Source organism: Pseudomonas sp. RIT411, from assembly GCF_003057735.2.
Taxonomy (GTDB): domain Bacteria; phylum Pseudomonadota; class Gammaproteobacteria; order Pseudomonadales; family Pseudomonadaceae; genus Chryseomonas; species Chryseomonas oryzihabitans.
This window is the reverse complement of record NZ_QBIZ02000008.1, coordinates 113,240-139,237: the sequence shown is the minus strand read 5'-3', so window position 1 is coordinate 139,237 and position 25,998 is coordinate 113,240. Positions and strand designations below refer to the sequence as shown.

Here is a 25,998-nt window from a genome sequence, read left to right as displayed (position 1 = left end):
CCAGACTCTGCCCTCCCCCGCGGCGCCAGGCGCGCCGTAACGGGGACCGCTATGCCCGTGAAATGCCCGAGGACCAAACAATGACCACGCCCAAACGCCCGCTCCGCTCCGCCCAGTGGTTTGGCAGCAACGACAAGAACGGCTTCATGTACCGCAGCTGGATGAAGAACCAGGGCATCCCGGACCATGAATTCCAGGGCAAGCCCGTCATCGGCATCTGCAACACCTGGTCCGAGCTGACCCCCTGCAACGCCCACTTCCGCAAGATCGCCGAACACGTCAAGCGCGGCATCTACGAAGCCGGCGGCTTCCCGGTGGAATTCCCGGTGTTCTCCAACGGCGAATCCAACCTCAGACCCACCGCCATGCTGACCCGCAACCTGGCCAGCATGGACGTGGAAGAGGCCATCCGCGGCAACCCGGTGGACGCCGTGGTGCTGCTCACCGGCTGCGACAAGACCACGCCGGCGCTGCTGATGGGCGCCGCCAGCTGCGACGTGCCGGCCATCGTCGTCACCGGTGGCCCCATGCTCAACGGCAAGCACCACGGCCGCGACATCGGCGCCGGCACCATCGTCTGGCAGATGCACGAGGCCTACAAGGCGGGCGCCATCGACCTCAACGAATTCCTCTCCGCCGAAGCCGGGATGTCGCGTTCGGCCGGGACCTGCAACACCATGGGCACCGCCTCGACCATGGCCTGCATGGCCGAGGCCCTGGGCACCTCGCTGCCGCACAACGCCGCCATCCCGGCGGTGGATTCGCGGCGCTACGTGCTGGCCCACCTGTCCGGCATGCGCATCGTCGAAATGGTGGAAGAAGACCTGCGGCTGTCGAAGATCCTCACCAAGGAAGCCTTCGAGAACGCCATCCGCGTCAACGCCGCCATCGGCGGTTCCACCAACGCGGTGATCCACCTCAAGGCCATCGCCGGCCGCATCGGCGTGGACCTGGAGCTGGACGACTGGACCCGGGTCGGTCGCGGTACCCCCACCATCGTCGACCTGCAGCCCTCCGGACGCTTCCTGATGGAAGAGTTCTATTACTCCGGCGGCCTGCCGGCGGTGATCCGCCGCATGGGCGAAGCCAATCTGCTGCCTCATCCCGAGGCCCTGACCGCCAACGGCAAGACGATCTGGGCGAACTGCGCCGAGGCGCCCATCTACGGCGACGACGAGGTCATCCGCGCCCTGGACAACCCGCTGCGCGCCGACGGTGGCATCTGCGTATTGCGCGGCAACCTGGCGCCCAAGGGCGCGGTGCTCAAGCCCTCGGCCGCGACCCCGGCGCTCATGCAGCATCGCGGTCGCGCCGTAGTGTTCGAGAACCTGGAAGACTACAAGGCGCGCATCGTCGACCCGGATCTGGACATCGACGAGACCTGCGTGATGGTGCTGAAGAACTGCGGGCCCAAGGGTTATCCGGGCATGGCCGAGGTGGGCAACATGGGTCTGCCGCCCAAGCTGCTGGCCAAGGGCATCACCGACATGGTGCGCATCTCCGACGCCCGCATGAGCGGCACCGCCTACGGCACCGTGGTGCTGCACGTGGCACCTGAGGCCTCGGCCGGCGGCCCGCTGGCGGTGGTGCGCGAAGGCGACATGATCGAACTGGACTGCGCCTCCGGGCGCCTGCACCTGGATATCCCCGACGAGGAACTGGCCGCGCGTCTGGCCGACTGGCAACCGCCGGCCGATCAGCTGCTGGCCGGCGGTTATCGCCGCCTCTACGTCAACCATGTGCTGCAGGCCGACGAAGGCTGCGACTTCGACTTCCTGGTCGGCTGCCGCGGCGCCGAGGTGCCCCGCCACTCCCATTGATCCGCTTCTACCCCTCTCCCCTCGGGAGAGGGTTGGGGTGAGGAGGCTTTACCGCCCCTCCTCCGGCTTCCGGGTCGCCTGACCCACCCTTGCACAACAACAAACCGAAAAGGTGGTCGAGATGAAACGCACGTTAGCCCTCACCGGACTTGGACTGTCACTCATGATCAGCACCCTTACCGCCCAGGCGGCCGGCCTCAGCAGCCAGCAGTCGAGCTTTGGCAAGCTGCCCGATGGCACCCCCATCGAGAAGTTCGTCCTGACCAACAGCCACGGCATGCAGGCCACCGTCATCACCTACGGCGGCGTGCTGCAGGCGCTCAAGGTGCCCGACCGCAAGGGCCACAGCGAAGACGTGGTGTTGGGCTTCGATGACGTCCAGGGTTATCTCGACAACCCCACGGTATTCTTTGGCGCCACCATCGGCCGCTTCGGCAACCGCATCGCCGACGGTCGTTTCAGCCTCGACGGCAAGAGCTACCAGATCCCGCAGAACGACAAGACCAACGCCCTGCACGGCGGTCCCCAGGGCTTCAACACCAAGGTGTGGAAGGCCGAGCCGGCCAAGGGCGACGGCTGGGTCGGCGTGACCCTGAGCTATGTGTCTCCCGATGGCGAGATGGGCTTTCCCGGCACCCTGACCACCCAGGTGACCTACCAGCTGGACGAACACAACCAGCTGACCCTCAAGTACCGCGCCACCACCGACAAGCCGACGGTGCTCAACCTGACCAACCACAGCTACTTCAACCTGGCGGGCGCCGGCAGTGGCACCGTGCTCAAGCAGGTGGCGATGCTCAATGCCGACACATACACGCCGGTGACCGCCAAGCTGATTCCCACCGGCGAATTGCCGCCCGTGGCCGGCACGCCCCTGGACTTCCGCAAGCCGACCGCCATCGGCAAGCACATCGCCGACGACAACCAGCAGCTGAAGTACGCCGAACCCAAGCAGGGTGGCTATGACTTCAACTGGGTGCTCAACACCGCGGGCGATCTGCAGAAGGCCGCCGCCGTGGTGACCGATCCGGGCTCCGGCCGCACCCTGACCCTCTACACCACCGAACCGGGCGTGCAGTTCTATACCGGCAACTTCCTGGAAGGAAACATCAAGGGCAAGGCCGGCAAGACCTACGGCCACTGGGGTGCCTTCACCCTGGAAACCCAGCACTATCCGGACGCGCCCAACCAGCCGAACTTCCCCACCACCCGCCTGGATCCCGGCCAGACCTACACCCAGACGACCATCTTCAAGTTCGCCGCCAAGTAAGGCGATTGCCGATGCACGCAAGGCCGCTCTCAGGAGCGGCCTTCTTCTTTGGGGATTGTGCATGCGGCTTCCCTCACCCCCACCCTCTCCCGGAGGGAGAGGGGGTTGTTCCGGCACGCGCTTGGCTCTTCAGTAGCGTGGAAAACGGCGCAGCCTTTTCCACTGTCCTGCCACCCCCCTTCCACCACCCAATAAAAAACCCGGCGTCTCGCGACGCCGGGTTCTCAACCACTCAGGACCGCGCGATCAGATCGCGGCCTTGGTGTTCTCGCCGTTCACCAGGCGCTGGATGCCCAGCGGGTTGGCGTTCTGCAGGGCTTCCGGGAGGAAGGCGTCCGGGTAGTTCTGGTAGCACACCGGGCGCAGGAAGCGGTCGATCGCCAGGGTGCCGACCGAGGTGCCGCGAGCATCGGAGGTCGCCGGATAGGGACCGCCGTGGACCATGGCGTCACAGACTTCCACACCGGTGGGATAGCCGTTGAGCAACAGGCGCCCGGCTTTCTGCTCCAGCAGGCCGATGATGGCCTCGAAACGTTGCAGATCGGCCGGCTCGGCCAGCAGGGTGGCGGTCAGCTGGCCATGCAGGCCTTGCAGCGCCTGGTGCAGCTGGGCCTCGTCGGCCACCTCGACCACCACGGTGGTGGGGCCGAAGACTTCTTCCTGCAGCAACTCGTCGTTTTCCAGCAGCAGGCTCACGTCAGCCTTGAACAGCTGCGGACGCGCCTGGTTGCCTTCCTGGCTGGCACCGGCCAGGTGTTGCACGCCGGAATGAGCCAGCAGCGCCGCGACGCCCTTCTCGTAGCTCTTCAGGGTGCCCGGATTGAGCATGGTCTGGGGCGCTTGCTCGTTCATGGCACCGGCCAGGCGCTCGAGGAAGGCGCTGAATTCGGGCGAACGCAGGCCAATGACCAGGCCCGGATTGGTGCAGAACTGACCGCAACCCAGAACCACGGAGGCCGCGAGTTCGCCGGTGATGGCGTCGCCACGGGCCTTGAGCGCCTCGGGCAGGACCACCACCGGGTTGATGCTGGACATCTCGGCGAACACCGGGATCGGCTGCGGACGGGCCGCGGCCATGTCGCACAGGGCGCGACCGCCGCGCAGGGAGCCGGTGAAGCCCACCGCCTGGATGGCCGGGTGCTTGACCAGCTGCTCGCCCACGCCACCGCCATAGATCATGTTGAACACGCCCTTGGGCATGCCGGTCTTCTCGGCAGCGCGAATGATGGCGTCGGCCACGTATTCGGCGGTGACCATGTGGCCGCTGTGGGCCTTGAACACCACCGGGCAACCGGCGGCCAGGGCCGCGGCGGTGTCGCCACCGGCGGTGGAGAAGGCCAGCGGGAAATTGCTGGCACCGAACACGGCCACCGGACCCAGGCCGATACGGTACTGGCGCAGGTCAGGACGCGGCAGCGGCTTGCGCTCGGGCAGCGCGGTATCGATGCGCGCACCGTGGAAGTCACCGCGGCGGAGCACCTTGGCGAACAGACGCATCTGGCCGCTGGTGCGGCCGCGCTCACCCTGGATGCGGCCAGCCGGCAGCGCGGTTTCCTGGCAGACCAACTGGACGAAGTCGTCACCCAGGGCATCCAGTTCGTCGGCGATGGCGTCGAGGAAGGTCGCGCGCTTTTCGGCGCTCAACTTGCGGTACAGGGGCGCGGCCTGCTCGGCGGCACGGGCGGCGGCATCGACCTCGGCCGTGGACGCCTGGAAGAATTCGTAGGGCAGCTTTTCGCCGGTCGTGGCGTCGATGCTGTAGACCCGCACCTCGCCCTCGCCGCTGCGAGCGCCACCGATGTAGTTCTTGCCTTGGATCTGCATTGTTCTCGACTCCTTATACCTAGGGGTTCAGGGAAGACCACCCGCTACGGGGAGGTCTTCGAAAGGGTGGCACGCTCGGTGTCCGAGCGGCCGGGCCAGCCTGTGCGATACCCACTCTAGCATTCGCATAGTCAGCAGTCATCATACAACTATCAGAGCTGGCGGACCTGCCCGGGCTGGAAGGCTGCCGTGCCGGCCTTGACGCCATTGCTCAGCGGCTCGCCGAATTCCGGCACCGCGATCTCGAATCTGTCGCCCGGCTCGACGCGCACGCCATCGGCGAAGGACAGGGTCGCCGTGCCGAAGAAATGTACATGGACATCGCCCGGCCGCAGGAACTGGGCATACTTGAAGTGGTGATACTCGAGGTTCTCCAGGCTGTGGCACATGTTGTCCTCGCCCGAGAGGAATTCCTTCTCCCAGACCACCTGCTCGCCGCGACGGATCCGGCTGGTGCCCGACAGATGGCGCGGCAGCTCACCGGTGCGCAAGGCCGGACCGAAGCTGCAGTAGCGTAGTTTGGAATGGGCCAGGTAGAGATAGTTCTTGCGTTCCATCACGTGGTCGGAGAATTCGTTGCCCACCGCATAGCCCAGGCGGTAAGGCTTGCCGTCGTCACCGATCACATAAAGACCGGTCAGCTCCGGCTCTTCCCCGGCGTCCTCGGCGAATTCCGGCAGCGGGATGTCGCCGCCCGGACGCACCAGGATGCCGCCGTCGCCCTTGTAGAACCATTCCGGCTGTGCACCGGCGCTCCCCGCTGCAGGCCGACCGGCCTCCACGCCCCATTTGAACATGCGCATGGAGTCGGTCAGCTTGGCCTCTTCCTGGCTGTTCTGCTGGTGCATCTTGTCGCGGGTGGCGGCGCTGCCCAGGTGGGTCAGACCGGTCCCGGTGACCAGGCAGTGCGCGGGATCCTCATGGTCCAGCGGCGGCAGCAGGCGACCGGCCTCGAGCAGCTCGGCGTAGGCCGGGCCGGGCTCCAGGCCCAGGGTCTGCACCTGAGATTCCAGGGAAACGCCGGCACGGATGGCCTGCAGCGCCAGGGTCCGGGTGCTGGTCGCGCCGCGGACCTGCTGGACTTCACCGCGCTCGACCACGCCGACGCGGCGCTGGCCCTGCTGGTCTTCGAACTGAATCAGGTGCATGGCATTCTCCTTGTTGGTTATCGCCTGCAGGAGACTTTACTCGGCGCCATGGGGCCTGCCTAATGAGAGCTCCCTATCCCGCGATAACCAACGGTTATTCCCATGCTGCCATCCCTGGGCTCCATCGCCTCCCGTCTGCGCCTGCGGCAACTGCGCCTGCTGATCGCCCTCGACGAGGAAGGCTCGCTGCACAAGGCCGCCGAGCGCATCGCCATTTCCCAGCCCGGCGCCACCAAGGCCCTGCACGAGATCGAGAGCACCCTGGGCGCCACCCTCTTCCTGCGCACCCACCAGGGCCTGCAGCCCAATGACCTCGGCCGCTGCGTGATCCGCTATGCGCGGCTGATCGAAAGCGACCTGGCCCATCTGCGCGAAGAGATGCTCGGTATCCTGCAGGGCGAAGGCGGTCGGCTGGCGGTGGGTGTGATCATGGGCGCCGTGCCCCGGCTGATCGCCGCGGTGTCGCGCCTGGGTGCGGCGCAGCCCCAGCTGGGGATCGAGATCATCGAGGACACCAGCGTGCGCCTGCTCGACCTGCTCGACGCCGGTCGCATCGAAATGGCCATCTGCCGCAGCAGCGTCAGCCGCCGGCCGGATGCCTATGACTGCCTGGAGGTGCGCGAAGAGCGGCTGGAGATCGTCTGCCATCCCCGCCATCCGCTGGCGGAGTCCGAGACGCTGAGCCTGGCCGAACTGGTCGACAGCCGCTGGATCGTCTATCCGGCCAACCTGCCCATGCGCCTGACGCTGGAGCGGGAATTTCGCGCGGCGGAACTGGAGTTTCCCCGCTATCCGGTGGAAACCTCCTCGACCTTCACCCTGCTCGGCCTGCTGCAGGAAGACGCCAACCAGGTGGCCATGCTGCCCAGCGACATCGCCCAGTTCGGCGAAAGACACGGCCTGCTGCGCCGCCTGCCCGTGGTCCAGCGCACCCGCAACGAACCCTATTCGATCCTGGTCCGCCAGGGCGCGGGATTGTCGGCGGCCGCGCAGCTGCTGCTGGAGCAGTGGCGGTTGGCGGGGTGAGGTAACGCATCGTGGCCATGGCGGTTCGCCGATGCGGCCGCTCCTACAGATGGAAGCACGACGGCTTGTTGCGATTTCGCCGAGACTGACGTGACTGAACGCCTGCTCGGATAGCCCCCTCTCCCCTCGGGAGAGGGTTGGGGTGAGGGTGTCCCCTTCAGCGCAGTCTCCAGTGGAAAAGGCTACGCCGTTTTCCACGCTACGTGCTGCTGCGGCCGCGATGATTTCAGCGAGAGGAAGCCCTCAATACGTCGGCAGCGTCACCCCATGGAACAGGGTCTCCAGCTCCTGCCGCGAGGGCGTCTGCATGGCCTCGGTGAGGACATCGCGGGTCAGGTGCGGCGCAAAGCGGCCGATGAAGTCGCACATGAAGCCGCGCAGGAAGGTGCCACGGCGCAGGCCGATCTTGGTCACGCTGGCTTCGAAGAGGTGGCTGGCGTCCAGGCAGACCAGGTCGGCATCGGCTTTGTGATCCACCGCCATGTCGGCGACGATGCCCACGCCCAGGCCGAGGCGGACATAGGTCTTGATGACGTCGGCGTCCGCCGCGGTCAGCACCACGTTGGGCTCAAGACCCTGGCGGGCAAAGGCCTCGTCGAGCTTGGAGCGGCCGGTGAAGCCGAAGACGTAGGTCACCAGCGGCTGTTCCGCCAGGTGTTCCAGGGTGAGGTGCTCCACCTTGGCCAGGGGGTGACCCTGGGGCACGATGACACAGCGGTTCCAGCGATAGCAGGGCATCATCACCAGATCGTTGAAGCGTTCCAGACCCTCGGTGGCGATGGCGAAGTCGACGGTGCCGTCGGCGGCCATCTCGGCGATCTGGGTCGGCGAGCCCTGATGCATGTGCAGGGCCACGTCCGGATACTGCTTGATGAATTCGCTGATCACGTCCGGCAGCGCATAGCGCGCCTGGGTGTGGGTGGTGGCGATGGACAGGGTGCCCTTGCGCTCGTTGGAGAATTCCTGGGCGATCTGCTTGATGCTCTCGCACTTGCGCAGGATCTCGCCGGCGGTCTGGATGATGCGTTCGCCGGCCGGGGTCACCCGGGTCAGGTGCTTGCCGCTGCGGGCAAAGACCTCGACCCCCAACTCGTCCTCGAGCAGGCGGATCTGCTTGCTGATGCCAGGCTGCGAGGTATAGAGGCTCTGGGCGGTGGCGGAAACGTTCAGATCGTGGTGGGCGACTTCCCAGATATATCGCAACTGTTGCAGCTTCATGCCGGCTCCTCACTGACCCATGCGCAAGCATATAACAGTAAAGCAGGCCCTAAGGTTTTTCTAGACCGAAATCGAATTAAGTCGCGGAGGAGTAAGACTGACGCTTACGGATCAGCCCTGTCGCAGCGGCACCAGGTACACCGGGATGCGTGCGGTCTGCAGCAGGCGGCTGGCGGTACGTCCCAGCGGGGCGACCTGGGCGTCGCCCTGGCTGCGACTGCCGATCACCAGCAGATCCGCGGCGAAGTCCTGGGCCTGCTTGAGAATGGCGGCCGGCGGATCGCCCTGCACCACCCGCACGGCCCGGATCAGACCCACGGTGGCCGGGGTCTCCAGCAGGTCCTCGCGCAGCGACTCGAACACCTGCTGCTCGATGGTCTCCAGCACCAGCTCCAGACCGCCATTGCGCAGGCGATCCAGGGATTCACCATTCGGATGCTGTTGCAGCAGCGTGGAGGCCAGCAGGCCGAGCGGCTCCACCACATGGACGACATACAGCCGGGCCTGATGGATGCGGGCGAGATTCAAGGCATGCTGAAAGACATAGGACGAACACAGGCCCAGGTCCGTGGCATAAAGCAGCGAGCGGATCACGATTCCTCCTGGCCAGATCAGGCGACCTGACCGGTGCAATGCGGGATAGCCCTTTCCAGCGTAGCAGGGGAAAGACATTTGCGCTGCGAAGCGCGCGTTAGAGGCCTTTCAGGGTATTTCCTCGGGCTCCCGCGCCGCCGCGGCCTGGATCGCCGCCACCAGGGCCGGCTCGCGCAGGGGCGCCTGCACCGGGCCGAAGAAGTCGCCATCCCCGATCAGGAACAGTGCCGGCAGATGAAAGACCCCATAGCGCTGCACCAGACCGCCACTGCGCTCGGCATCCACCCAGTACAGCCGCTCGACCGGCAGCGCCGCCGTCGGCAGCACCTGGCGCGCCAGGCGGCAGGAGGCGCAACCGGCGCTGGTAAAGATCAGCAGGGAGCGCCCAGGCGCCGCCAGCAGGACGGCATCGGCCGTCCCATCGTCCAATTCCATGCTTTCCTCGTCGCGATCATCGCCAAAGCACGCCTTCGGGCGCGTCGATAGCGTCGTAGCCATTGTGAGCGGGCGGGACAAGCGTTAAGGTGCCCCACCCTCTCCATCGTATTTTGCCTGCACGGGCCCTGACCTGTCGCAGCGCCGTGACCGACGAGTAGCACCATGGCCGCACAGCCCCGCCTTAACGACCTCAACATCGAAGCCAACGAGCCGCTCATCACCCCCGAGCAGCTCAAGCAGGAGATCCCGCTGAGCGATCTCGCCGCCGACACCGTCGCCCAGGGCCGCCAGGTCATCCGCGACATCCTCGACGGCAAGGACCATCGCCTGTTCGTGGTGATCGGCCCCTGCTCCATCCATGACATCAAGGCCGCCCACGAATACGCCGAGCGCCTCAAGGCCCTGGCCGCCCAGGTCAGCGACAGCCTCTATCTGGTCATGCGCGTCTACTTCGAGAAGCCCCGCACCACCGTGGGCTGGAAGGGCCTGATCAACGATCCCTACCTGGACGACTCCTTCAAGATCCAGGACGGCCTGCACATCGGTCGCCAGCTGCTGCTGGACCTGGCGGAAAAGGGCCTGCCCACCGCCACCGAGGCGCTGGACCCCATCTCCCCCCAATACCTGCAGGACCTGATCAGCTGGTCGGCGATCGGTGCCCGCACCACCGAATCCCAGACCCACCGGGAAATGGCCTCGGGCCTCTCCTCCGCGGTCGGCTTCAAGAACGGCACCGACGGCAGCCTGACCGTGGCCATCAACGCCCTGCAGTCGGTGTCCAGCCCGCACCGCTTCCTGGGTATCGACCAGCGCGGCCAGGTATCCGTGGTCATGACCAAGGGCAACGCCTATGGCCATGTGGTGCTGCGCGGCGGCAACGGCAAGCCCAACTACGATTCGGTCAGCGTCACCCTGTGCGAGCAGGCGCTGGTCAAGGCCAAGGTCAAGCCGAACATCATGGTCGACTGCAGCCACGCCAACTCCAACAAGGACGCCGCCCTGCAGCCGCTGGTGATGGACAACGTCGCCAACCAGATCGTCGAAGGCAACAACTCCATCGTCGGCCTGATGGTGGAAAGCCACCTGGGCTTTGGCAGCCAGCCGATTCCGGCGGATCTGTCGCAGCTGCAGTATGGCGTCTCGGTGACCGACGCCTGCATCGACTGGGCCATGACCGAGAAGAGCATTCTCGACATGCACCGCAAGCTCAAGGATGTGCTGCCGCGCCGCGCGCGCAGCTGATCCTGCAGCAGATACGAAAACGCCGGGCTCAGCCCGGCGTTTTTCTTGGCGTGGCCATTCAGGCCAGCGGCGTCACCTGGCCACGACGTTCCAGGTAGTGCTCCACATAGGAGCAGGAGGGAATGACGCTGTAGCCGCGGCTCTCGGCGTAGTTCAGCGCGTACTCGGTCAGCCGCGCTGCCAAGCCGCGCCCACGCAGGGCATCGGGGACGAAGGTGCGATAGAAATCCATGGTCTGCTTGCCCAGATCCATGTAGGCGAGATAGGCGCGCTGGCCGTCGACAGAAAGGTGGAATTGATGATTGGCCTCATCGTGTTCCACGTGGAGGGACTCGTTCATGACTACTCCTTGGCGGTTTGGCTCCGCCTTATCCATTGTTATCGATGATACCCGAAGACGAGAACGCACCCTTCCTGTGCGGGACTGAGCCACAGCGCGTCAGACCCCTCCGGAAGAAGCAGGTTCTGACCAGCCGTCGCACCGAGAAGACACACTATATCAGGGCCGCCTGCGCGGGAGCAGGCGCGGCTCGGCGCTTGACAACTTCCGCTCATCCTCTAACGTTTTGAAACGTTCGCGACTTTCAGCCATCCAAGCAGTTGCTGATACCGGGTGCGCAGGGATTCCGGGACGAACACGGGGAGCCGAGAAGGATTTTCCGCAAAAAATCCTTCTTCAACGGGTTCGCTCAGTTTACTTACGACCGGTAATGAGTAGTATGTAGCCGCAATTTTCCACCTGGGAAATTGATCTTAAAACAGGATGTCTACCTCAAGGGGTTTACGATGAACAACGCTCTGAAATTCGCCGCCCTGGCTCTGGCCGCTGCTCTGGCCACTGGTTGCAGCACCGCTAACAAGGAAAGCGAAGCTCGCCTGACCGCTACCGAAGACGCCGCTGCCCGTGCTCAGGCTCGTGCTGACGAAGCCTACCGTCACGCTGACGAGGCCCTGGCCGCCGCTCAGAAAGCTCAGCAGACCGCTGACGAAGCCAACGAGCGCGCCCTGCGTATGCTGGAAAAAGCCAGCCGCAAGTAAGCGCCTCGGCTGGAAAGGCGAGTGGCAACAGTCGCCTTTCCCGGAGCAAACAAAAAGCCCGCCATCTCAGATGGCGGGCTTTTTGTTTGTCTGGCCGGCCGAGCGCGCTCGGCCGGTCGCGATCACAGGGTCTTGGCAGGCGCCTTGGCCACCGCACCCGGCGTTATCCCGGCCGGCAGGTCGGCGATTTCCACTGGCAGGCCGTCCTGGCCCTGGACCACGTCACGCACCGTGTTCCAGTTCACCGCGCTATTGGCCTGCAGCAGGTCGTCACGCTTGATCAGCGCATTGACCACCGCGGCCTGACGGTCGATCTCGGTCGGATCGCCCTTCACGGTCACCGGCTGGTGGGCTTCCAGGTAGAGCTTGCCCTGGCTCACGCCGAACTTGTAGGGCTCGTCGATGATGCGCACCGGCGTGCCCACGGGCAGCATGCCGACCAGTTCGGTCACGTTGAAGTTGTACATGCGGAAGCAGCCATGGCTGACCTGCATGCCGATGCCGAATTTCTTGTCCGAGCCGTGGATGAGATAGCCCGGCAGGGTCAGGCGGATCTTGTAGGGCCCCAGGGGATTGTCCGGACCGGGCGGCACCACCTTGGGCAGCGGATCGCCTTCGGCGGCGTGCTCGGCGCGTACCGACTCCGGCGGATACCAGGACGGATCCTTGATCTTGTCCACCACCTTGGTCACGCCGATGGGCGAACCCCAGCCTTCGCGGCCGATGCCCAGCGGGTAGGTGAACACCGTGTGACCACCCTTGGGGTAGTAGTACATGCGGTATTCGGCGATGTTGATGACGATGCCTTCGCGCGGGCCGGGCGGCAGGATGAAGCGCGTGGGCAGCACGATCTCGGTGCCGGCACCCGGCAGCCAGGCATCGACGCCCGGGTTGGCGGCCACCATCTCGGTGTAGCCCAGATCGTACTTCTGGCCGAGATCGGCAAAGGTGTCTTCGTAGGCGGCCTTGATGACCTGAACCTCGCCGACCACGTCTTCACCGGGTGGCGGCAGCGGCAACTCCAGTGCCTGCGCCGTACCCGCGCTCAACAGACCAAACAGCGAGAGGGAACCGACCAGGGTCGAAACGCGCGCGGGCATGGGATGAATCCTTGCAAGGAGCAAAAAGGTGACGGCGCGAATTGTACACGCCTCGATCGGCGTCCGGCAGGGCCTCAAAAGACCTGTAACGGATTCGGCAAGCCCCGTTTGGCGCCTTGCAGCCGCTGCATGCAGGCCGGACAGAGGGTCTTGAGGCCGAGCGCCCGGCGATTCAGCGGATGCAGGCGGGGACGCGCCGGCAGCAGGGTACCGCACAGCGTCCGGTCGGTCGGCGAGCCCAGCTCCAGCTGCCGGGCGACGATATGGACTCGGCCCTCGCGGCAGGCGAACAGGTCGAGCTGGGCATCGGGCTGGATCAGCTGATAGCCGTGCATGGACCGGGAAAGGCGGGACATCGGGATACTCCAGGGGCGGTTCCGCCGGGCGGTCGATTGGCCGGACCGGCGGGGCGCGCAACCTTAGCGGAAAGCCCCGTCGGGGAAAAGTCCGGCGTTCAGTCGCGCAGCAGCGGCTGCAACTGGGGCCAGGCGTTGTCCAGCAGGCGCTGCTGGGCATTGGCCTGGGGGTGGATGCCATCCGGCTGCATATAGGCCGGATCGCCGCCTACCCCTTCCAGCAGGAAGGGCACCAGGGCCACCTGCTGGGCCTTGGCCACGTCCGTGTAGACCTGGGCGAAGCCATCGGTATAGCGCGGTCCGTAGTTGGGCGGCAGGCGCATGCCCAGCAGCAGGACGCGCGCGCCTCGGGCCTTGGCCTGTTCCACCAGGGCGGTGAGGTTGCGCTCGAACTGGGCCAGCGGCTGGCCGCGCAGGCCGTCGTTGCCGCCCAGCTCGATGGCCACCACGTCGGGTCGATGCTCGGCCAACAACCGTGGCAGGCGCGCCAGGCCGCCGGCGGTGGTGTCGCCGCTGATGGAGGCATTCACCACCTGGTAGTCGAGCCGCTGCGCCTGCAGGCGCTGCTCCAGCAGGCGTACCCAGCCCTGCCCGTCGGCGAGGCCGTAGCCGGCGCTGATGCTGTCGCCCACCACCAGCAGGGTGCGCGCCATGGCCAGGGGCGTGAGGGTCAGGCAGAGCAGCGCCAGCAGCCAGGCAATGCCTTGCCGCAAAGGCGCGCTGGACTTCGCCCGCTTTTTTGACTCTAACTCGCCACAGCCGCCCGCATGCGGGCCCTTCGAATACGGCATCGGATACCTCATGAGCGAAGTCATACTGCTGGCACGCGACCTTAGCAAGGTCGTCACGGGCGCGGAAGGCGCGCTGCCGATCCTCCAGGCGCTGGATCTGCAACTGCAGGCCGGCGACAGTTTGGCCATCGTCGGCAGCTCGGGTTCCGGCAAGTCCACCCTGCTCGGTCTCTTGGCCGGTCTCGACCTGCCCAGCGGCGGCGAGGTCCATCTCGCCGGTCAGCGCCTGGATACCCTCGACGAAGACGCCCGTGCCCGCCTGCGCGCCGAACGGGTGGGCTTCGTGTTCCAGTCCTTCCAGCTGCTGGACAGCCTCACGGCGCTGGAAAACGTCATGCTGCCGCTGGAGCTGGAGGGCGTGCGCCAGGCCCGCGACCAGGCGGTGGCCCTGCTGGAACGGGTCGGCCTGGGCGAACGACTGCGCCACTATCCCCGGCAGCTCTCCGGCGGCGAGCAGCAGCGGGTCGCCCTGGCGCGCGCCTTCGCGCCGCGCCCGAGCATCCTCTTCGCCGACGAACCCACCGGCAACCTCGACAGCCGTACCGGTGCCCATATCAGCGATCTGCTGTTCGAACTCAATCGTGAGCGCGGCACGACGCTGGTACTGGTGACCCATGACGAGCGCCTGGCCGCGCGCTGCGCCCGCCAACTGCGCCTGGAAGGCGGCCGGCAGGTCGCGGCATGAGGCGTACCGGTCTGCCCTTCACCCGGCTGTTCGGCCTGGCCTGGCGCCAGAGTCTGAGAGAGCTCCGCGCCGGCGAGATCCGCATGCTCTGCCTGGCACTGGTGGTGGCCGTCGCCGCCAGCGTCGCCATCGGCTACTTCACCGCCCGCCTGGGCGCGGGCATGGAAAATCGCGCCAGCGAATTCCTCGCCGCGGACCTGGTGCTGCTGGGCAGCGAACCGCCACGTCCGGAACAGGTGGACGCCGGCCTGCAGCGGGGCCTCGAACACAGTCGCTCGCTCAATTTCAGCACCATGGCCGCAGGTGCCGAGGCCCTGCAGCTGGCCAGCGTCAAGGCGGTCCAGGCCAACTTTCCCCTGCGCGGCGAGGTGCGCAGCGCCGCGGCGCCGGACGCGCCCGACCAGCCGGGCGGCGCTCCGGCGCCCGGGGAGGCCTGGGTCGAGCCGCGCCTGCTGCTGGCCCTGGACGCCAAGGTCGGTGATCGCCTGGACATCGGGCGCAAGGCCCTCACCATCACCCGGGTGCTCACCTACGAACCGGATCGGGCGGGTGACTTCTACAGCCTGACGCCGCGGGTGCTGATCAATCTCGACGACGTGGCTGCCACCGGGGTCATCCAGCCCGGCAGTCGGGTGCGCTATCGCGAACTCTGGCGCGGCGAGCCCCAGGCCCTGGCCGCCTATCGCCAGGCGCTCACCCCGGCCCTGGCCGCCAACCAGCGCTTCGAAGGCCCGGGTGATGGCAATCGCCAGCTGGGCAATGCCCTGGAGCGTGCCCAGCGCTATCTGAGGCTGGCCAGCCTGGTGGCGGTGGTGCTGGCCGGCGTGGCCGTGGCGCTGTCGGCCAATCGCTTCGCCGCGCGGCGCTTCGACGCCAGCGCCCTGCTGCGCTGCCTGGGTCTGACCCGCCGCGACGCCCTGGTGCTCTACGGCCTGCAACTGGGGTTGCTGGGGCTGGCGGCGAGTCTGCTCGGCGCCCTGCTCGGCTGGCTGGCGCAGCTGGTGCTGTTCGAGCTGCTGCATGGCCTCCTGCCGGCGCGCCTGCCGGCGGTCGGGATCGGCCCGGCGCTGGCCGGCATGGGCACCGGCCTGGTCGCCCTGGTCGGCTTCGCCCTGCCGCCGCTGGCCGCCCTGGGGCGGGTCCCGCCGCTGCGGGTGCTCCGCAGCGATCTGCAGCCCGTGCCCCTGCGCACCTGGCTGGTCTATGGCTGCGCCCTGCTCGCCCTGGGGCTGATCATGTGGCGCCTGTCGCTGGATCTGCGCCTGACCCTGGCGCTGCTGGTGGGTGGCCTGGTCGCGGGACTGCTGTTCGGCAGTCTGCTCTACCTGGCCCTGCGTGGCCTGCGCCGGGCCATGCAGGGTGCGCCCCTGGCCTGGCGGCTGGGTCTGGGTCAGCTGCTCCGGCATCCCCTGGCGGCGGTGGGCCAGACCCTGGCCTTCGGCCTGATCCTGCTGGCCATGAGTCTGGTGGTGCTGCTGCGGGGCGAGCTGCTGGAACGCTGGCAGGCGCAACTGCCGGCCGAGGCGCCCAACCACTTCGCCCTCAATGTGCTGCCGGACGAGCGCCAGGCCTTCGCCGCGGCGGTGGCCGGTCTCTCGCCCCACGCCAGTCCGCTCTATCCCATCGTGCAGGGCCGCCTGGTCAGCGTGAAGGGGCATCCGGCCCAGGACGGCCTGGAAGACGACTCCCGCGGTGGCCGTGCCACCCGGCGCGATCTCAACCTGACCTGGTCGGCTGGGTTGCCGGACGGCAACCGCCTGGAAGCCGGTCAGTGGTGGGACGCGCTGCCCACCGGCGACCTGCCCGGGGTGTCCCTGGAAAGCGAGCTGGCGCGCAGCCTCGGCGTCGGCCTGGGCGACACCCTGGGCTTCGTCATCGGCGATCGCCAGATCGAGGCGCGAGTCACCAGCCTGCGGCAGGTCAGCTGGGACAACTTCCAGCCGAACTTCTTCGTGATCTTCGCCCCGGGCGCCCTGCAGAACGTGCCCTTCACCTACCTGGGCAGCTTCTACCTGCCGCCCGGGCACGACCGGGAATTGCTGGCCCTGGCCCGGCAATTCCCGGCGGTGACCCTGCTGCCCATCGACGCCCTGCTCGATCAGCTGCGCAGCATCCTCCGCCAGGTCAGCGTGGCGGTGGAGTTCGTGCTGCTGTTCGTGCTGGCCGCCGGCATCGCCGTGCTGCTGGCCGGCCTGCAGGCGACCCTCGACGAACGCATCCGCCAGGGCGCCCTGCTGCGCGCCCTGGGTGCCCGGCGCGAGTTGCTGCAACGGGCGCGGCGCACCGAATTCATCCTGCTCGGCGGCGCCAGCGGCTTGCTCGCGGCGCTCGGTTGCGAGATCGTCAGCGCCCTGCTCTACCGGCTGGCCTTCGACCTGGACTGGCAACCCCATCCCTGGCTGCTGCTGTTGCCGGTGCTGGGCGCCCTGCTGGTCGGCGCGGCGGGCCTGCTGGGCACGCGGCGGGCCCTCACCGCCAGTCCGTTACTGATCCTGAGAGAAAGCTGATCCATGAGTCGCTACCGTCCGCCGCGCACCGCCGGCACGCCCCTGATCACCGCCGCCGGCGAAGCCCGGTTGCGCGCCGAACTCCACGACCTGTGGAACGTGCGCCGGCCCCAGGTCACCCAGGCGGTGAGCGAGGCGGCCGCGCTGGGCGATCGTTCGGAAAACGCCGAGTACATCTACGGCAAGAAGATGCTGCGGGAGATCGACAGCCGGGTGCGCTTCCTGCGCAAGCGGCTGGAGAATCTCAAGGTGATCCGCGAGCGCCCGGCCGATCCGACCAAGGTCTATTTCGGCGCCTGGGTCACCCTGGAAGACGACGAGGGCGCCGAGAAGCGCTATCGCATCGTCGGCCCGGACGAACTCGACCTCCGGCAGAACCTCATCAGCATCGACTCGCCCCTGGCGCGGGCGCTGGTCGGCAAGGCGCTGGACGCCGAGGTCCGCCTGCAGACGCCGGCTGGCGAACAGCGCTGGTACATCGTCGAGATCGCCTATCCCGAGGAATGACGGCTAGCGGCGACGGGTGATCACGCCCTGCCGCGCCACGCGGGTCAGTTCCCGCACCAGGGATTCGAGACCGGCCTGGCCCGGCGACTGCACCACGGCGAAGTCGAAGCTGTCGTCGCCAAAGGCGCGCAGCTGTTCGGCCCGGTCGGCGAAGCGAATCTGCAGGGTGCGGCTGTGCGGCCAGCGCTTGGGCCAGCCTTCGAGATAACGCAGCAGGGTGGGCTGGTCGGGACCGCCGAGGAGGATGGCGGGATGACTGGCGAGTTTGCCCTGGGTCAGGGGCGTCAGGCGTAGCGGGAGCGGTAGCATGGACGAAATTCCGCCTCGTAGATCCAGCTGGGCGGTAGTACGAGGCCTGTTCCGTCCAGCGCTTTAGCGGTATTTGGGAGCGCCCCGCAAGTTGCTGTTTAAATCGGCGCGGGATCATCCTAGGGAGGGCTCGACCGCCCTGTCAAGCGGGCTTCAACCGTCGCCGCGGCCGTTCTCCCTGGCCCCGGTTGTCGCCACGGCCGGCGCTTCCAGCCGGGCCCGTTCGCGACTGAAGGCCACCCGGTACTTGTTGACGCTGGCCACGTAGTTGACCACCCCGATACCCACCTCCTCGGCAGCGATGCGCTCGACCTGGAAGAACCAGCGATCGCCGTCCAGCCCCTGCTTGCGCGCCTTGGCCCGAAGCGCCTGGACGCGCTCCGGGCCAAGGTTGTAGGCCGCCAGGGTAAAGGCGCGGCGCTCGCGCTCGGCGAGCCGCGGACTGGAGAAGAATTCGCGGCGCAGGCGCGCCAGATAGCGGGTGGCGGCCCTGACGTTGTCCTCGGCGGAATGCAGGTTGCGCACCCCGACGCTGCGCGCCGCCCGCGGGGTGATCTGCAGCAGCCCCGCGGCGCGGCCGGCACCGCGGGCATGGGGATCGAGGCCGGATTCCTTGTAGGCCATGGCGGCCAGGGTCAGCCAGTCGAAGTCGTAGGCCTTGGCGTAGCGCTGCAGCAGCGGCCGCACCTGGGCCAGGCGCTTGCGGTCATGGGCCTGCAGCGGATCGCGTACCTGGTAGCGGCGCGCATAGGCCTGGTGAAAGGCCTGGTCGTCGTCGCGCGCCTGGGGTTGCCGGGCGAAGGTCCGGATCCGCTCGGCGAGCTGGTGCGCCGGGGCGCGCAGATACCAGAGCTGCGCCTGGTCATGGGCCACCACCAGCCGATCGGCCACCCGCAGGCGCGGCAGCACCCGCGCCCAGCGATGGGCCAGCCCGGACTCGACGACGCTGAGCGGATAGATGCCGGCCTGGGTCAACTCCAAGACGTCTTCCACCGCCAGGGTCGGATCGGCCCACTCGACCTGCACCGGCCGCAGCCTGCGCTTCTCCAGCTGGGCGTTGAGCCGGGCCAGGGCCGGACCAGCTGCGCTGCCCTGGGGCAGCACCACCCGGCGTCCGGCCAGTTGCTCCAGATGGCGGGGCAGGCGCTGACCGCGCCCACCCACCACCACCAGACTGGTGGGCGCCGCCACCGACGCGGCGATCAGCGCCGAATGCGGCGGCGGCAGCAGGGTTTCGCCCGGCGCCACCAGATCGCCCTCGCCGCGCTGCAGCGCCGCCAGGAGATCGTCCTTGGCCTTGGGCACGAAGACCAGGCGCAGCGGCCGGCCCCCGGGCTGGTGCTGCAGGTAACGGGCGAAGGCCTGCAGGCGCCGATACTCGATGCCGAGCGCCTGGCCGTTCCATTCGCCGGAGCTGTGCCGACTCTGGTTGACCAGGACGCGCAACTCGCCGGCCCGCTCGATGGCGGTCAGGTCGCGCGCCGCGACATGGCGCGGCGCTTCGGGTGGCAGGGCGCCGAGCCGCGCCTGGGCGGAGCAGGCGAGCAGGCAGCCAACAAGGACCAGGGTGAATCGAAACGGCATCCAGGACTCCTGACCTGGCCGGGACAGCGCCGATAGCACCCGGACTACGGATAGAATGAAGGGACAAAATCTGTGGAAGGTCCGCACCATGCAATTGATCGACATCGGCGTCAACCTCACCCACCCCAGTCTGCTCAAGCAGGTGGACGCGGTGATCGAGCGGGCCCAGGCCGCCGGTGTGATGCAACTGGTGCTGACCGGCACCACCCTCGAAGACAGCGAGAACGCCCTCAATCTCTGCCTGCGCCTGGATGCGGGCGAGGCGCTGTTCAGCACCGCGGGCGTCCATCCCCACGAAGCCTCGACCTGGAACGCGGCCGCCGCCAGGACCCTGCGCGACCTGGCCAGCCAGCCCAAGGTACGGGCCCTGGGCGAATGCGGCCTGGACTTCAATCGCGACTTCACCCCGCGGCCGCAGCAGGAGCGCTGCTTCGAGGAACAGCTGGCCCTGGCCGCCGAATTGCGCCGCCCGGTGTTTCTCCACGAGCGCGACGCCAGCGAGCGCATGCTGGCGATCCTGCGCGACTATCGCGACCACCTGCCGGCCGCCGTGGTGCACTGCTTCACCGGCGAGCGCAAGGCGCTCTATGGCTACCTGGATCTGGACCTGCACCTGGGCATCACCGGCTGGATCTGCGACGAGCGCCGCGGCCTGCACCTGCACGAGCTGGTCGGGCAGATCCCGGTCGGTCGGCTGATGCTGGAAACCGATGCCCCCTACCTGCTGCCGCGCACCCTCAGACCCAAGCCGCGCCATGGCCACAACGAGCCGGCCTTCCTGCCGGAGATCCTGCGCACCGTGGCGCGCCTGCGCAACGAAACGCCCGAGCAGACCGCCCTGCACACCAGTGCCACCGCCCGCGCCTTCTTCGGGCTACCGGAGATCGCCGTGCCAGAGCGGATCGAGGAATTCGACTAGGCAGGGTTGCCGTTTCGCTAAAGTCAGACCCATGCAAGCCGTTAACCTTTGGGCTTATTCCACGGCGTCAGACGTCTTCTCGCAGGGCGTTGACGCCAGTCAAGATCCGGGTCGCGCCGGCCTGCCAGGCTGTGCGGCCCCGCCGACTGGATGCCCCCTATGTTTGCCTGGCTGCGCGATATTTCCCTCAAGTACAAATTCTGGGCGGTCAACGCCGTTGCCTTCGTCACCAGCCTCCTGCTGGTGCTGTTCGCCATGCAATTGGAGGTCTCCGGCCGCGCCGAGCAGCTCAAGGCGGTCAAGGCCGTCGTGGGTGAGGCGGCTACCAGCCTGAGCGCCCCGACCTTTACCGACATCTTCGTGGCCCGGGCGCCGGAATACGCCCTGGCCGTGGGCGTACTGATGCTGGTGCTGCTGGTGGCCTCGCAGCTGCTGATCCGCTTCATCCTCGGCAATCTGCAACGCCTCAAGGACACCATGCTGCGGGTGGAGCGCGACGGCGACCTCACCGCCCGGGTCGAGGTGCGCGGGCGCGACGAGGTCGGGCAGATGACCCAGGCCTTCAACGCCATGCAGGACAGCTACACCCGCGTCGTCGGTACCGTGGCCGCCAGCGCCGCCCGCCTGGACGAAGGCGCCGGACGCCTGGCCAGCGGCATGCAGGGCGTGCGGGGCGGCATGCAGGATCAGCAGCACGAAACCGACCAAGCGGCCACCGCCATCAACGAGATGAGCGCCACCGTGCAGCAGATCGCCGAGCACGCCGCCGGTACCCGTGACCAGTCCCAGGAAGCCGACCGCCTGGCCGGCGCCGGCCAGCAGGCAGTGGAGCGCGTCAGCCATTCCATCGCCGACCTCTCCCAGGGCGTGCAGCAGACCGCGGTGATGATCCAGGAGCTGGCCGAAAACAGCGAGCGCATCACCAGCGTGGTCAACGTCATCCATGGCATCGCCGAACAGACCAACCTGCTGGCGCTCAACGCTGCCATCGAGGCGGCCCGCGCCGGTGAGGCTGGCCGCGGCTTCGCCGTGGTGGCCGACGAGGTGCGCAACCTGGCCAAGCGGGTGCAGGGTTCCACCGATGAGATCACCCGCATGGTCGACGGCCTCCAGGCCGGCACCCGCGATGCCGTGGAATTCATGCGCGAGAGTTCGCTCAAGGCCGATGACTGCGTGGTCCAGGCCGGCGCTGCCGGGCAGGCCCTGGCCGACATCACCGCCGCCGTGACCCTGATGCGCGACAGCAACACCCAGATCGCCGTGGCCGCCGAACAGCAGGCCCAGGTGGCAGAGGAGATGAGCAGGTCGGTTGTAGGCATCCGCGATGTCACGGAAAGGACCATGCTGCTGACGCAGGAGTCGGCCAGCACCAGCACTGAACTGGCCGCCCTCGCAGGAACCCTGAATCAGGCGATTCGCCAGTTGCGCCTATAGCCTCCATAGCGAGAGCGCATTCGCGCGGTTGCCCGACAGGCGGCAAGATGCCCGCACGTTTTTCGGAGAACCGTCATGCGCTCGGTCACCACCTTCACTTCCGCCGTGCTGTTGTTGCTGGGCCTGGGCTGCATCGCCCAGGCGCTCGGCAACCCCCATCCACAACCGCTGATCCTGGCGGCCGTCGTCTGCCTGGTGGCCTTCGCCCTGCAAGAGCCTGACGCCCTCCCCGTGCCTCAGTCGCTGCGCGCCTGACGGCCACGCAGCTGACGTTTCAATAGCTTCAGCGCCCTGGTCAGAGCCGCAGGATCCTGCGGCCGACCGGCATAGCGCTGCGCCTGGAATTCCTGGGAAAAGGCCGAGATCGCTGCGCGCGCCGCCGGCAGCTCGGCCATGGCGCGTCCGGCGAAGCTGCCCGCCGCCTCGCCGCTTCGACGCCTGACGCCTTGCCGCGCCAGCAGCCGCTCGAACTGGTCGAAACGCGTCAACAGGGGATCCCGCGTCCGCTGCCAGGGCTTGAGCACCAGCAGGGCCATCACCCCGAGCACGCCCAACACCACCAGCGCCAGCAGCAGCCCCAGGCGTTGCAGCGAACCCTCGCCGAGCAGCCGCTTGAAGAGTTCGCCCTGGGTATCCTCCTGGTAGTTGAGCACCCAGCGCTGCCAGCCGTAGTTGAGGCGGTCCCAGCCCAGACGCAGGTCATTGAGCCAGGCCAGGTTGCGATAGCGATTGGCGGCGAAGGGATTGTCGGCGAGGAATTCGTTGGCCGCGCCCTGGGCCGCCAGGGCCTCCTGCAGACCCCGCTCGATACGCTCGGGCGCCACCTGGGCGGTAGGGTCGACGCTGACCCAGCCGCGCCCCGGCAGCCAGTATTCCACCCAGGCATGGGCATCGAATTGCTGCACCAGCAGATAGCCGCCCGCGGCATTGAATTCACCGCCCTGGTAGCCCGCCACCACCCGCGCCGGAATGCCCGCCACCCGCAGGGCAAAGGTCATGGCGCCGGCATAGTGGGCGCAGAAGCCGCGATGGTTGTCGAAGAGAAAGGCGTCGATGGCATCGACGCCTGCCGTGGGCGGTTGCAGGGTGTAGACGAAGGGTTGCTGGCGGAAATAGGCCAGGATCGCCTGGGCCAGGGCCTCGGGCGTTGGCGCGCGAGTCTTGAGCCCGGCTACCCAGGCACGGGTGCGCGGCTCGCCGCCACTGGGCAGCTGCAGCGCGCGCCTCTGGCTGGAGGCGGACAGCCGCTCCGGCTCGCGAGTGGCCTGCGGCCAGCTGGATACCCGATAGAGCAGCGCCTGATCCACCGGGCGGCGGCGCTGCAGATGGAAGTCGCTGGCCAGGCGCACGTCGCGCTGATCGCTGCGCGCCACGTCCAGGCCGTAGAGCCAGGGCCGACCGCTCGGCTCCATGACCACCTGGTAGTCCAGTCGGGGGCCGCTCGGCGTCCAGGCCGGTTCCGGACTCCAGGCGGTGTCGGGATCCACCGACCAGCGCGCGCCGTCGAAGCGCTCGTAGGTGGTGGCCCGCCAGTAGAGATCACGCTGCGCCGGCCGGTCGCCGGCGAAACTGACGCGAAACACCCGCTCGGCGGATTGCGAGAGCTGGGCGATCTCCCCCGGCGCCATGCTGTCGCCCAGTCCGGTGCGCGCCTGGTCGCCCGGTTGTGGCAACGACCACAGCGGGCCGATACGGGGAAACACCAGGAACAGCAGCAGCATCAGCGGCACCGCCTGCAGCAGCAGGGTGCCGGCGACTTTCAGCGTCGCCAGCGGCCGACTGGCCAGGGCACTCTGCTGCAGGCCGATCAGCGCCGCCACCAGGGCGGTCACCGGCAGCAGGCTGTAGAGCGCAGCGAGCAGGCCATCCTCGAACAGGTAGGCGATCACCACCGCGAAGAACCCCAGGTAGATCACCACCAGGGCATCGCGGCGGCTGTGCATCTCGATCAGCTTGAGGGCAAAGGTCACCAGCAGCAGCACGGCGCCGGCATCCAGGCCGATGAAGGAGCCACGCGACAGCCAGATGCCGCCCATGGTCAGCAGCAGCAGCCCGCCCTTCTCTATCCGCGACGGCGCCCGCACCCGCATGCGAAACAGCAGCACCCGCCAGCCGGCGCAAAAGGCCCAGAGCAGGCCGACCCAGGGTGGCAGATGGGTGAGGTGCGGCAGGATCACCAGCGCCTGGGCCACCAGCAGCCAGATCAGGGCGATGCGCGGAATGGCTTGCGGCACGGCGGTGCTCATGATGGCCGCCCGAACAGGGCCAGGGCCTGCAGCGCCGCGTCACGCTGGCTCTCGCCGCTGGCCGGCGCCAGCTCCACCCCGGGCACCCTGAGGCCGAAGCGCAGCTGGCGAGCACTGCAATCCAGCACCGCCTGGCACAGCCAGGACAGCCGCGTCTCGGTGTCGCCATCGAGCACGCTGAAATCCAGCCAGAGTTCGCTGCCGGCCAGAGCGGTGAAGTCCTTGACCAGCAGGCCCTGCCCGCGGGAAAAGGCCTTCCAGTCCAGCCGCCGGCGCGAATCGCCGGGCTGATAGGACCGCAACCCCTGAAAGTCGTCGGCGCCCTGCCCCGTCTGGCGCTGGCCTTCCTCGTTGCCGGCATCCTGGCCGCTGCGCAGCGGCGTCGTGGTCGCCAGTGGCTGCGGATAGACCAGGGCGCGCACGTCCAGGTCCAGCCAGCTCCAAGCGACGAACAGGCCGAGGGGAAAACGGCTCTCCACCCGCAGCCGCCCGGGTCTGAGCCACCCGCGACTCGGCGCCGGGTGGAATATCTGCAGGGCGACGCTCTCCCCCGCCGGCACGTCGCTGAGCAGCAGCGGCTCGTTACGCCAGCCCAGGGCGATGCCCTGGTGCGCGCGGCGCTCGCTCTCCAGGCGCAGGCGAAAGCCGGCGGCCTCGCCGGCGAACACCGGACTGGCGCCGCCGCCGACCAGTTGCAGACCGGCCAGGTTGCGATAGGTGTGCAGCATGGCCACCAGCGCCAGGGAAAACAGCAGGAAGGTCAGGCCATAGGCCAGGCTGTTCTGGTAGTTGATGCCGGCCAGCAGCATCAGCAGCAGGGCGATGGCGAAGGCGCCCCCCTGGCGGGTGGGCAGGATGAAGATGCGTCGCTGATCGAGGGTGATGCGATTGGCCGGGGGAATCCGCCGCGCCAGCCAGCCGTCTCGATAGCGCTGCCAGGCGCCGCCGGTCACAGCGCCGGGACTTCGCGCAGCAGCCATTGCACCAGGGCGCCGCCGCCATGCCCGGCGGGATCGGCGATGTCGCGCAGGCGATGCCCCGCCACCGCCGGCAGCACCGTCTGGACATCCTCGGGCAGCACATGGTCGCGCCCCGCCAGCAGCGCCCAGGCGCGCGCCGCGGCCAGCAGCGCCAAGCTGCCACGCGGCGACAGGCCGAGGGCGAAGGACGTCTGGGTGCGGGTGGCCTCCACCAGGCGCAGCACGTAGTCCACCACCGCCTCGCTGGCATGGATGCGCGGCACCTCGGCCTGGATCAGCCGCAACTGGGCATGATCCAGCAGGGGCTCCAGGTGCGGCAGCTGCTCGCGTCCGGAACCGCCGAGCAACAGCGCCCGCTCGGCGGCGCGTCCGGGATAGCCGAGCGACAGGCGCATCAGGAAGCGGTCGAGCTGGGATTCCGGCAGGGCGAAGGTGCCGCCCTGGGAGATGGGATTCTGGGTGGCGATGACAAAGAAGGGATCGGGCAAGGGCCGGGTGGCACCCTCGATGGTCACCTGCCCCTCCTCCATGGCCTCGAGCAGCGCGCTCTGGCTCTTGGGCGTGGCGCGATTGATCTCGTCGGCCAGCAGCAACTCGGCGAACACCGGCCCGGGATGGAAGACGAACTGGCCGCTGTCGCGATCGAACACCGAGGTGCCGAGGATATCGCCGGGCAGGAGGTCGGAGGTGAACTGGATGCGCTGGAAGGACAGTCCCAGCACCTTGGCCAGGGCATGGCTGAGGGTGGTCTTGCCCATGCCGGGCAGGTCTTCGATCAGCAGGTGCCCCCGCGCCAGCAGGCAGGCCAGCGCCAGCCTGACCTGGGTTTCCTTGCCCAACAAAACGCCGTCTACCGCCTTGAGACAGGCGTTCAACCTATCGTGCATGCCCTGAGGTCTCTCGCCTTGCGCCGACATGAGAAGGCGTCGGCCTGCAAGACGAGAATAGCAGCACCTTTTGCC

General features: G+C 67.8%; 25 protein-coding genes. 11 read left to right on the top strand and 14 right to left on the bottom strand.

Translation table 11 applies throughout. From position 1 onward, the window contains the following. The first annotated feature begins 80 nt into the window (after window positions 1-80). Together DBY63_RS13830 and DBY63_RS13825 are read left to right on the top strand one after the other, a co-directional pair. On the top strand, window positions 81-1,820 hold the full coding sequence (locus tag DBY63_RS13830; protein WP_007160550.1) for an IlvD/Edd family dehydratase: 1,740 nt from the start codon (window positions 81-83) through the stop codon (window positions 1,818-1,820). Between the two features lie 121 nt (window positions 1,821-1,941). After that, the gene (locus DBY63_RS13825; RefSeq protein WP_027599000.1) at window positions 1,942-3,090 is read left to right on the top strand and encodes an aldose epimerase family protein; all 1,149 of its coding nucleotides are present in this window, start codon (window positions 1,942-1,944) and stop codon (window positions 3,088-3,090) included. A gap of 246 nt (window positions 3,091-3,336) precedes the next feature. Here the strand turns inward: DBY63_RS13825 and DBY63_RS13820 are convergent, their stop codons facing one another. Together DBY63_RS13820 and araD1 are read right to left on the bottom strand one after the other, a co-directional pair. Continuing rightward, window positions 3,337-4,914: an aldehyde dehydrogenase (NADP(+)) gene (locus DBY63_RS13820; RefSeq protein WP_042138000.1), complete on the bottom strand. Its 1,578-nt coding sequence runs from the start codon at window positions 4,912-4,914 to the stop codon at window positions 3,337-3,339. Between the two features lie 152 nt (window positions 4,915-5,066). Beyond that, the gene (araD1, locus tag DBY63_RS13815; RefSeq protein ID WP_108582320.1) at window positions 5,067-6,062 is read right to left on the bottom strand and encodes an AraD1 family protein; all 996 of its coding nucleotides are present in this window, start codon (window positions 6,060-6,062) and stop codon (window positions 5,067-5,069) included. A gap of 102 nt (window positions 6,063-6,164) precedes the next feature. Between araD1 and DBY63_RS13810 the strand changes: the two genes are divergently transcribed. Beyond that, complete coding sequence (locus DBY63_RS13810; protein ID WP_108582319.1) at window positions 6,165-7,088, top strand: LysR family transcriptional regulator; 924 nt, start codon at window positions 6,165-6,167, stop codon at window positions 7,086-7,088. A 243-nt stretch (window positions 7,089-7,331) separates the two neighbouring features. On the opposite strand, the gene cysB is transcribed toward DBY63_RS13810, so the two are convergent. The 3 genes from cysB to DBY63_RS13795 form a co-directional block, all read right to left on the bottom strand. Next, complete coding sequence (cysB, locus tag DBY63_RS13805) at window positions 7,332-8,306, bottom strand: HTH-type transcriptional regulator CysB (RefSeq protein ID WP_007160555.1); 975 nt, start codon at window positions 8,304-8,306, stop codon at window positions 7,332-7,334. Between the two features lie 111 nt (window positions 8,307-8,417). After that, window positions 8,418-8,900 carry a universal stress protein gene (locus DBY63_RS13800; protein WP_007160556.1) on the bottom strand — a complete coding sequence of 161 codons (483 nt, stop codon included), beginning with the start codon at window positions 8,898-8,900 and terminating at the stop codon, window positions 8,418-8,420. Window positions 8,901-9,008: 108 nt separating this feature from the next. Continuing rightward, a complete protein-coding gene (locus tag DBY63_RS13795; RefSeq protein WP_007160557.1) occupies window positions 9,009-9,335 on the bottom strand; it encodes a thioredoxin family protein in 327 nt (108 codons plus the stop codon). Window positions 9,336-9,500: 165 nt separating this feature from the next. Between DBY63_RS13795 and DBY63_RS13790 the strand changes: the two genes are divergently transcribed. Next, window positions 9,501-10,580 carry a 3-deoxy-7-phosphoheptulonate synthase gene (locus DBY63_RS13790; RefSeq protein ID WP_007160558.1) on the top strand — a complete coding sequence of 360 codons (1,080 nt, stop codon included), beginning with the start codon at window positions 9,501-9,503 and terminating at the stop codon, window positions 10,578-10,580. 58 nt (window positions 10,581-10,638) lie between these two features. Here the strand turns inward: DBY63_RS13790 and DBY63_RS13785 are convergent, their stop codons facing one another. After that, window positions 10,639-10,920, bottom strand: coding sequence for a GNAT family N-acetyltransferase (locus DBY63_RS13785; protein WP_007160559.1), 282 nt, complete (start codon window positions 10,918-10,920; stop codon window positions 10,639-10,641). 446 nt (window positions 10,921-11,366) lie between these two features. Between DBY63_RS13785 and DBY63_RS13780 the strand changes: the two genes are divergently transcribed. Further along, entirely contained in the window at window positions 11,367-11,618 is a 252-nt protein-coding gene (locus tag DBY63_RS13780; RefSeq protein WP_007160560.1) for an Lpp/OprI family alanine-zipper lipoprotein, read from the top strand. Window positions 11,619-11,740: 122 nt separating this feature from the next. Here the strand turns inward: DBY63_RS13780 and DBY63_RS13775 are convergent, their stop codons facing one another. From DBY63_RS13775 to DBY63_RS13765, 3 genes are all read right to left on the bottom strand, one after another. Then, window positions 11,741-12,718 (bottom strand): L,D-transpeptidase family protein, encoded by a 978-nt coding sequence (locus DBY63_RS13775; RefSeq protein ID WP_108582318.1) that lies wholly within the window; start codon window positions 12,716-12,718, stop codon window positions 11,741-11,743. A 74-nt stretch (window positions 12,719-12,792) separates the two neighbouring features. Next, a complete protein-coding gene (locus DBY63_RS13770) occupies window positions 12,793-13,074 on the bottom strand; it encodes a hypothetical protein (protein ID WP_007160562.1) in 282 nt (93 codons plus the stop codon). A 98-nt stretch (window positions 13,075-13,172) separates the two neighbouring features. Then, window positions 13,173-13,727: an arylesterase gene (locus tag DBY63_RS13765; protein ID WP_219860090.1), complete on the bottom strand. Its 555-nt coding sequence runs from the start codon at window positions 13,725-13,727 to the stop codon at window positions 13,173-13,175. A 148-nt stretch (window positions 13,728-13,875) separates the two neighbouring features. On the opposite strand from DBY63_RS13765, the gene DBY63_RS13760 reads away from it, so the two are divergent. Genes DBY63_RS13760 through greB form a run of 3 tightly spaced genes read left to right on the top strand, consistent with a single transcriptional unit; the run spans window position 13,876 to window position 17,564 of the window. Further along, on the top strand, window positions 13,876-14,550 hold the full coding sequence (locus DBY63_RS13760) for an ABC transporter ATP-binding protein (RefSeq protein WP_108582317.1): 675 nt from the start codon (window positions 13,876-13,878) through the stop codon (window positions 14,548-14,550). Next, a complete protein-coding gene (locus DBY63_RS13755; RefSeq protein WP_108582316.1) occupies window positions 14,547-17,057 on the top strand; it encodes an FtsX-like permease family protein in 2,511 nt (836 codons plus the stop codon). The genes DBY63_RS13760 and DBY63_RS13755 overlap by 4 nt, the downstream gene beginning before the upstream one ends. Window positions 17,058-17,060: 3 nt before the next feature. Next, on the top strand, window positions 17,061-17,564 hold the full coding sequence (gene greB / locus DBY63_RS13750) for a transcription elongation factor GreB (RefSeq protein WP_027601576.1): 504 nt from the start codon (window positions 17,061-17,063) through the stop codon (window positions 17,562-17,564). Between the two features lie 3 nt (window positions 17,565-17,567). On the opposite strand, the gene DBY63_RS13745 is transcribed toward greB, so the two are convergent. Next, window positions 17,568-17,873, bottom strand: a complete 306-nt coding sequence (locus DBY63_RS13745; RefSeq protein ID WP_042137989.1) for a hypothetical protein — start codon at window positions 17,871-17,873, stop codon at window positions 17,568-17,570. A gap of 153 nt (window positions 17,874-18,026) precedes the next feature. Then, window positions 18,027-19,457, bottom strand: coding sequence for a transglycosylase SLT domain-containing protein (locus tag DBY63_RS13740; protein WP_108582315.1), 1,431 nt, complete (start codon window positions 19,455-19,457; stop codon window positions 18,027-18,029). An 88-nt stretch (window positions 19,458-19,545) separates the two neighbouring features. Between DBY63_RS13740 and DBY63_RS13735 the strand changes: the two genes are divergently transcribed. The 3 genes from DBY63_RS13735 to DBY63_RS13725 all read left to right on the top strand — a co-directional run bounded on the left by DBY63_RS13735 (window position 19,546) and on the right by DBY63_RS13725 (window position 22,065). Continuing rightward, window positions 19,546-20,376, top strand: coding sequence for a TatD family hydrolase (locus DBY63_RS13735; protein ID WP_027601574.1), 831 nt, complete (start codon window positions 19,546-19,548; stop codon window positions 20,374-20,376). A gap of 159 nt (window positions 20,377-20,535) precedes the next feature. Next, window positions 20,536-21,810 (top strand): methyl-accepting chemotaxis protein, encoded by a 1,275-nt coding sequence (locus tag DBY63_RS13730; RefSeq protein ID WP_108582314.1) that lies wholly within the window; start codon window positions 20,536-20,538, stop codon window positions 21,808-21,810. A 75-nt stretch (window positions 21,811-21,885) separates the two neighbouring features. Continuing rightward, complete coding sequence (locus tag DBY63_RS13725) at window positions 21,886-22,065, top strand: hypothetical protein (protein WP_108582313.1); 180 nt, start codon at window positions 21,886-21,888, stop codon at window positions 22,063-22,065. On the opposite strand, the gene DBY63_RS13720 is transcribed toward DBY63_RS13725, so the two are convergent. The 3 genes from DBY63_RS13720 to DBY63_RS13710 are packed head-to-tail and all read right to left on the bottom strand — an operon-like array spanning window position 22,047 to window position 25,923. Continuing rightward, the gene (locus tag DBY63_RS13720; protein ID WP_108582312.1) at window positions 22,047-24,056 is read right to left on the bottom strand and encodes a DUF3488 and transglutaminase-like domain-containing protein; all 2,010 of its coding nucleotides are present in this window, start codon (window positions 24,054-24,056) and stop codon (window positions 22,047-22,049) included. The two genes, DBY63_RS13725 and DBY63_RS13720, sit on opposite strands and share 19 nt — an antisense overlap. Next, entirely contained in the window at window positions 24,053-25,036 is a 984-nt protein-coding gene (locus DBY63_RS13715; protein WP_256594393.1) for a DUF58 domain-containing protein, read from the bottom strand. Before DBY63_RS13715 ends, DBY63_RS13720 begins: the two co-directional genes overlap by 4 nt. Next, complete coding sequence (locus DBY63_RS13710) at window positions 25,006-25,923, bottom strand: AAA family ATPase (RefSeq protein ID WP_077172343.1); 918 nt, start codon at window positions 25,921-25,923, stop codon at window positions 25,006-25,008. Before DBY63_RS13710 ends, DBY63_RS13715 begins: the two co-directional genes overlap by 31 nt. Window positions 25,924-25,998: the final 75 nt, after the last annotated feature.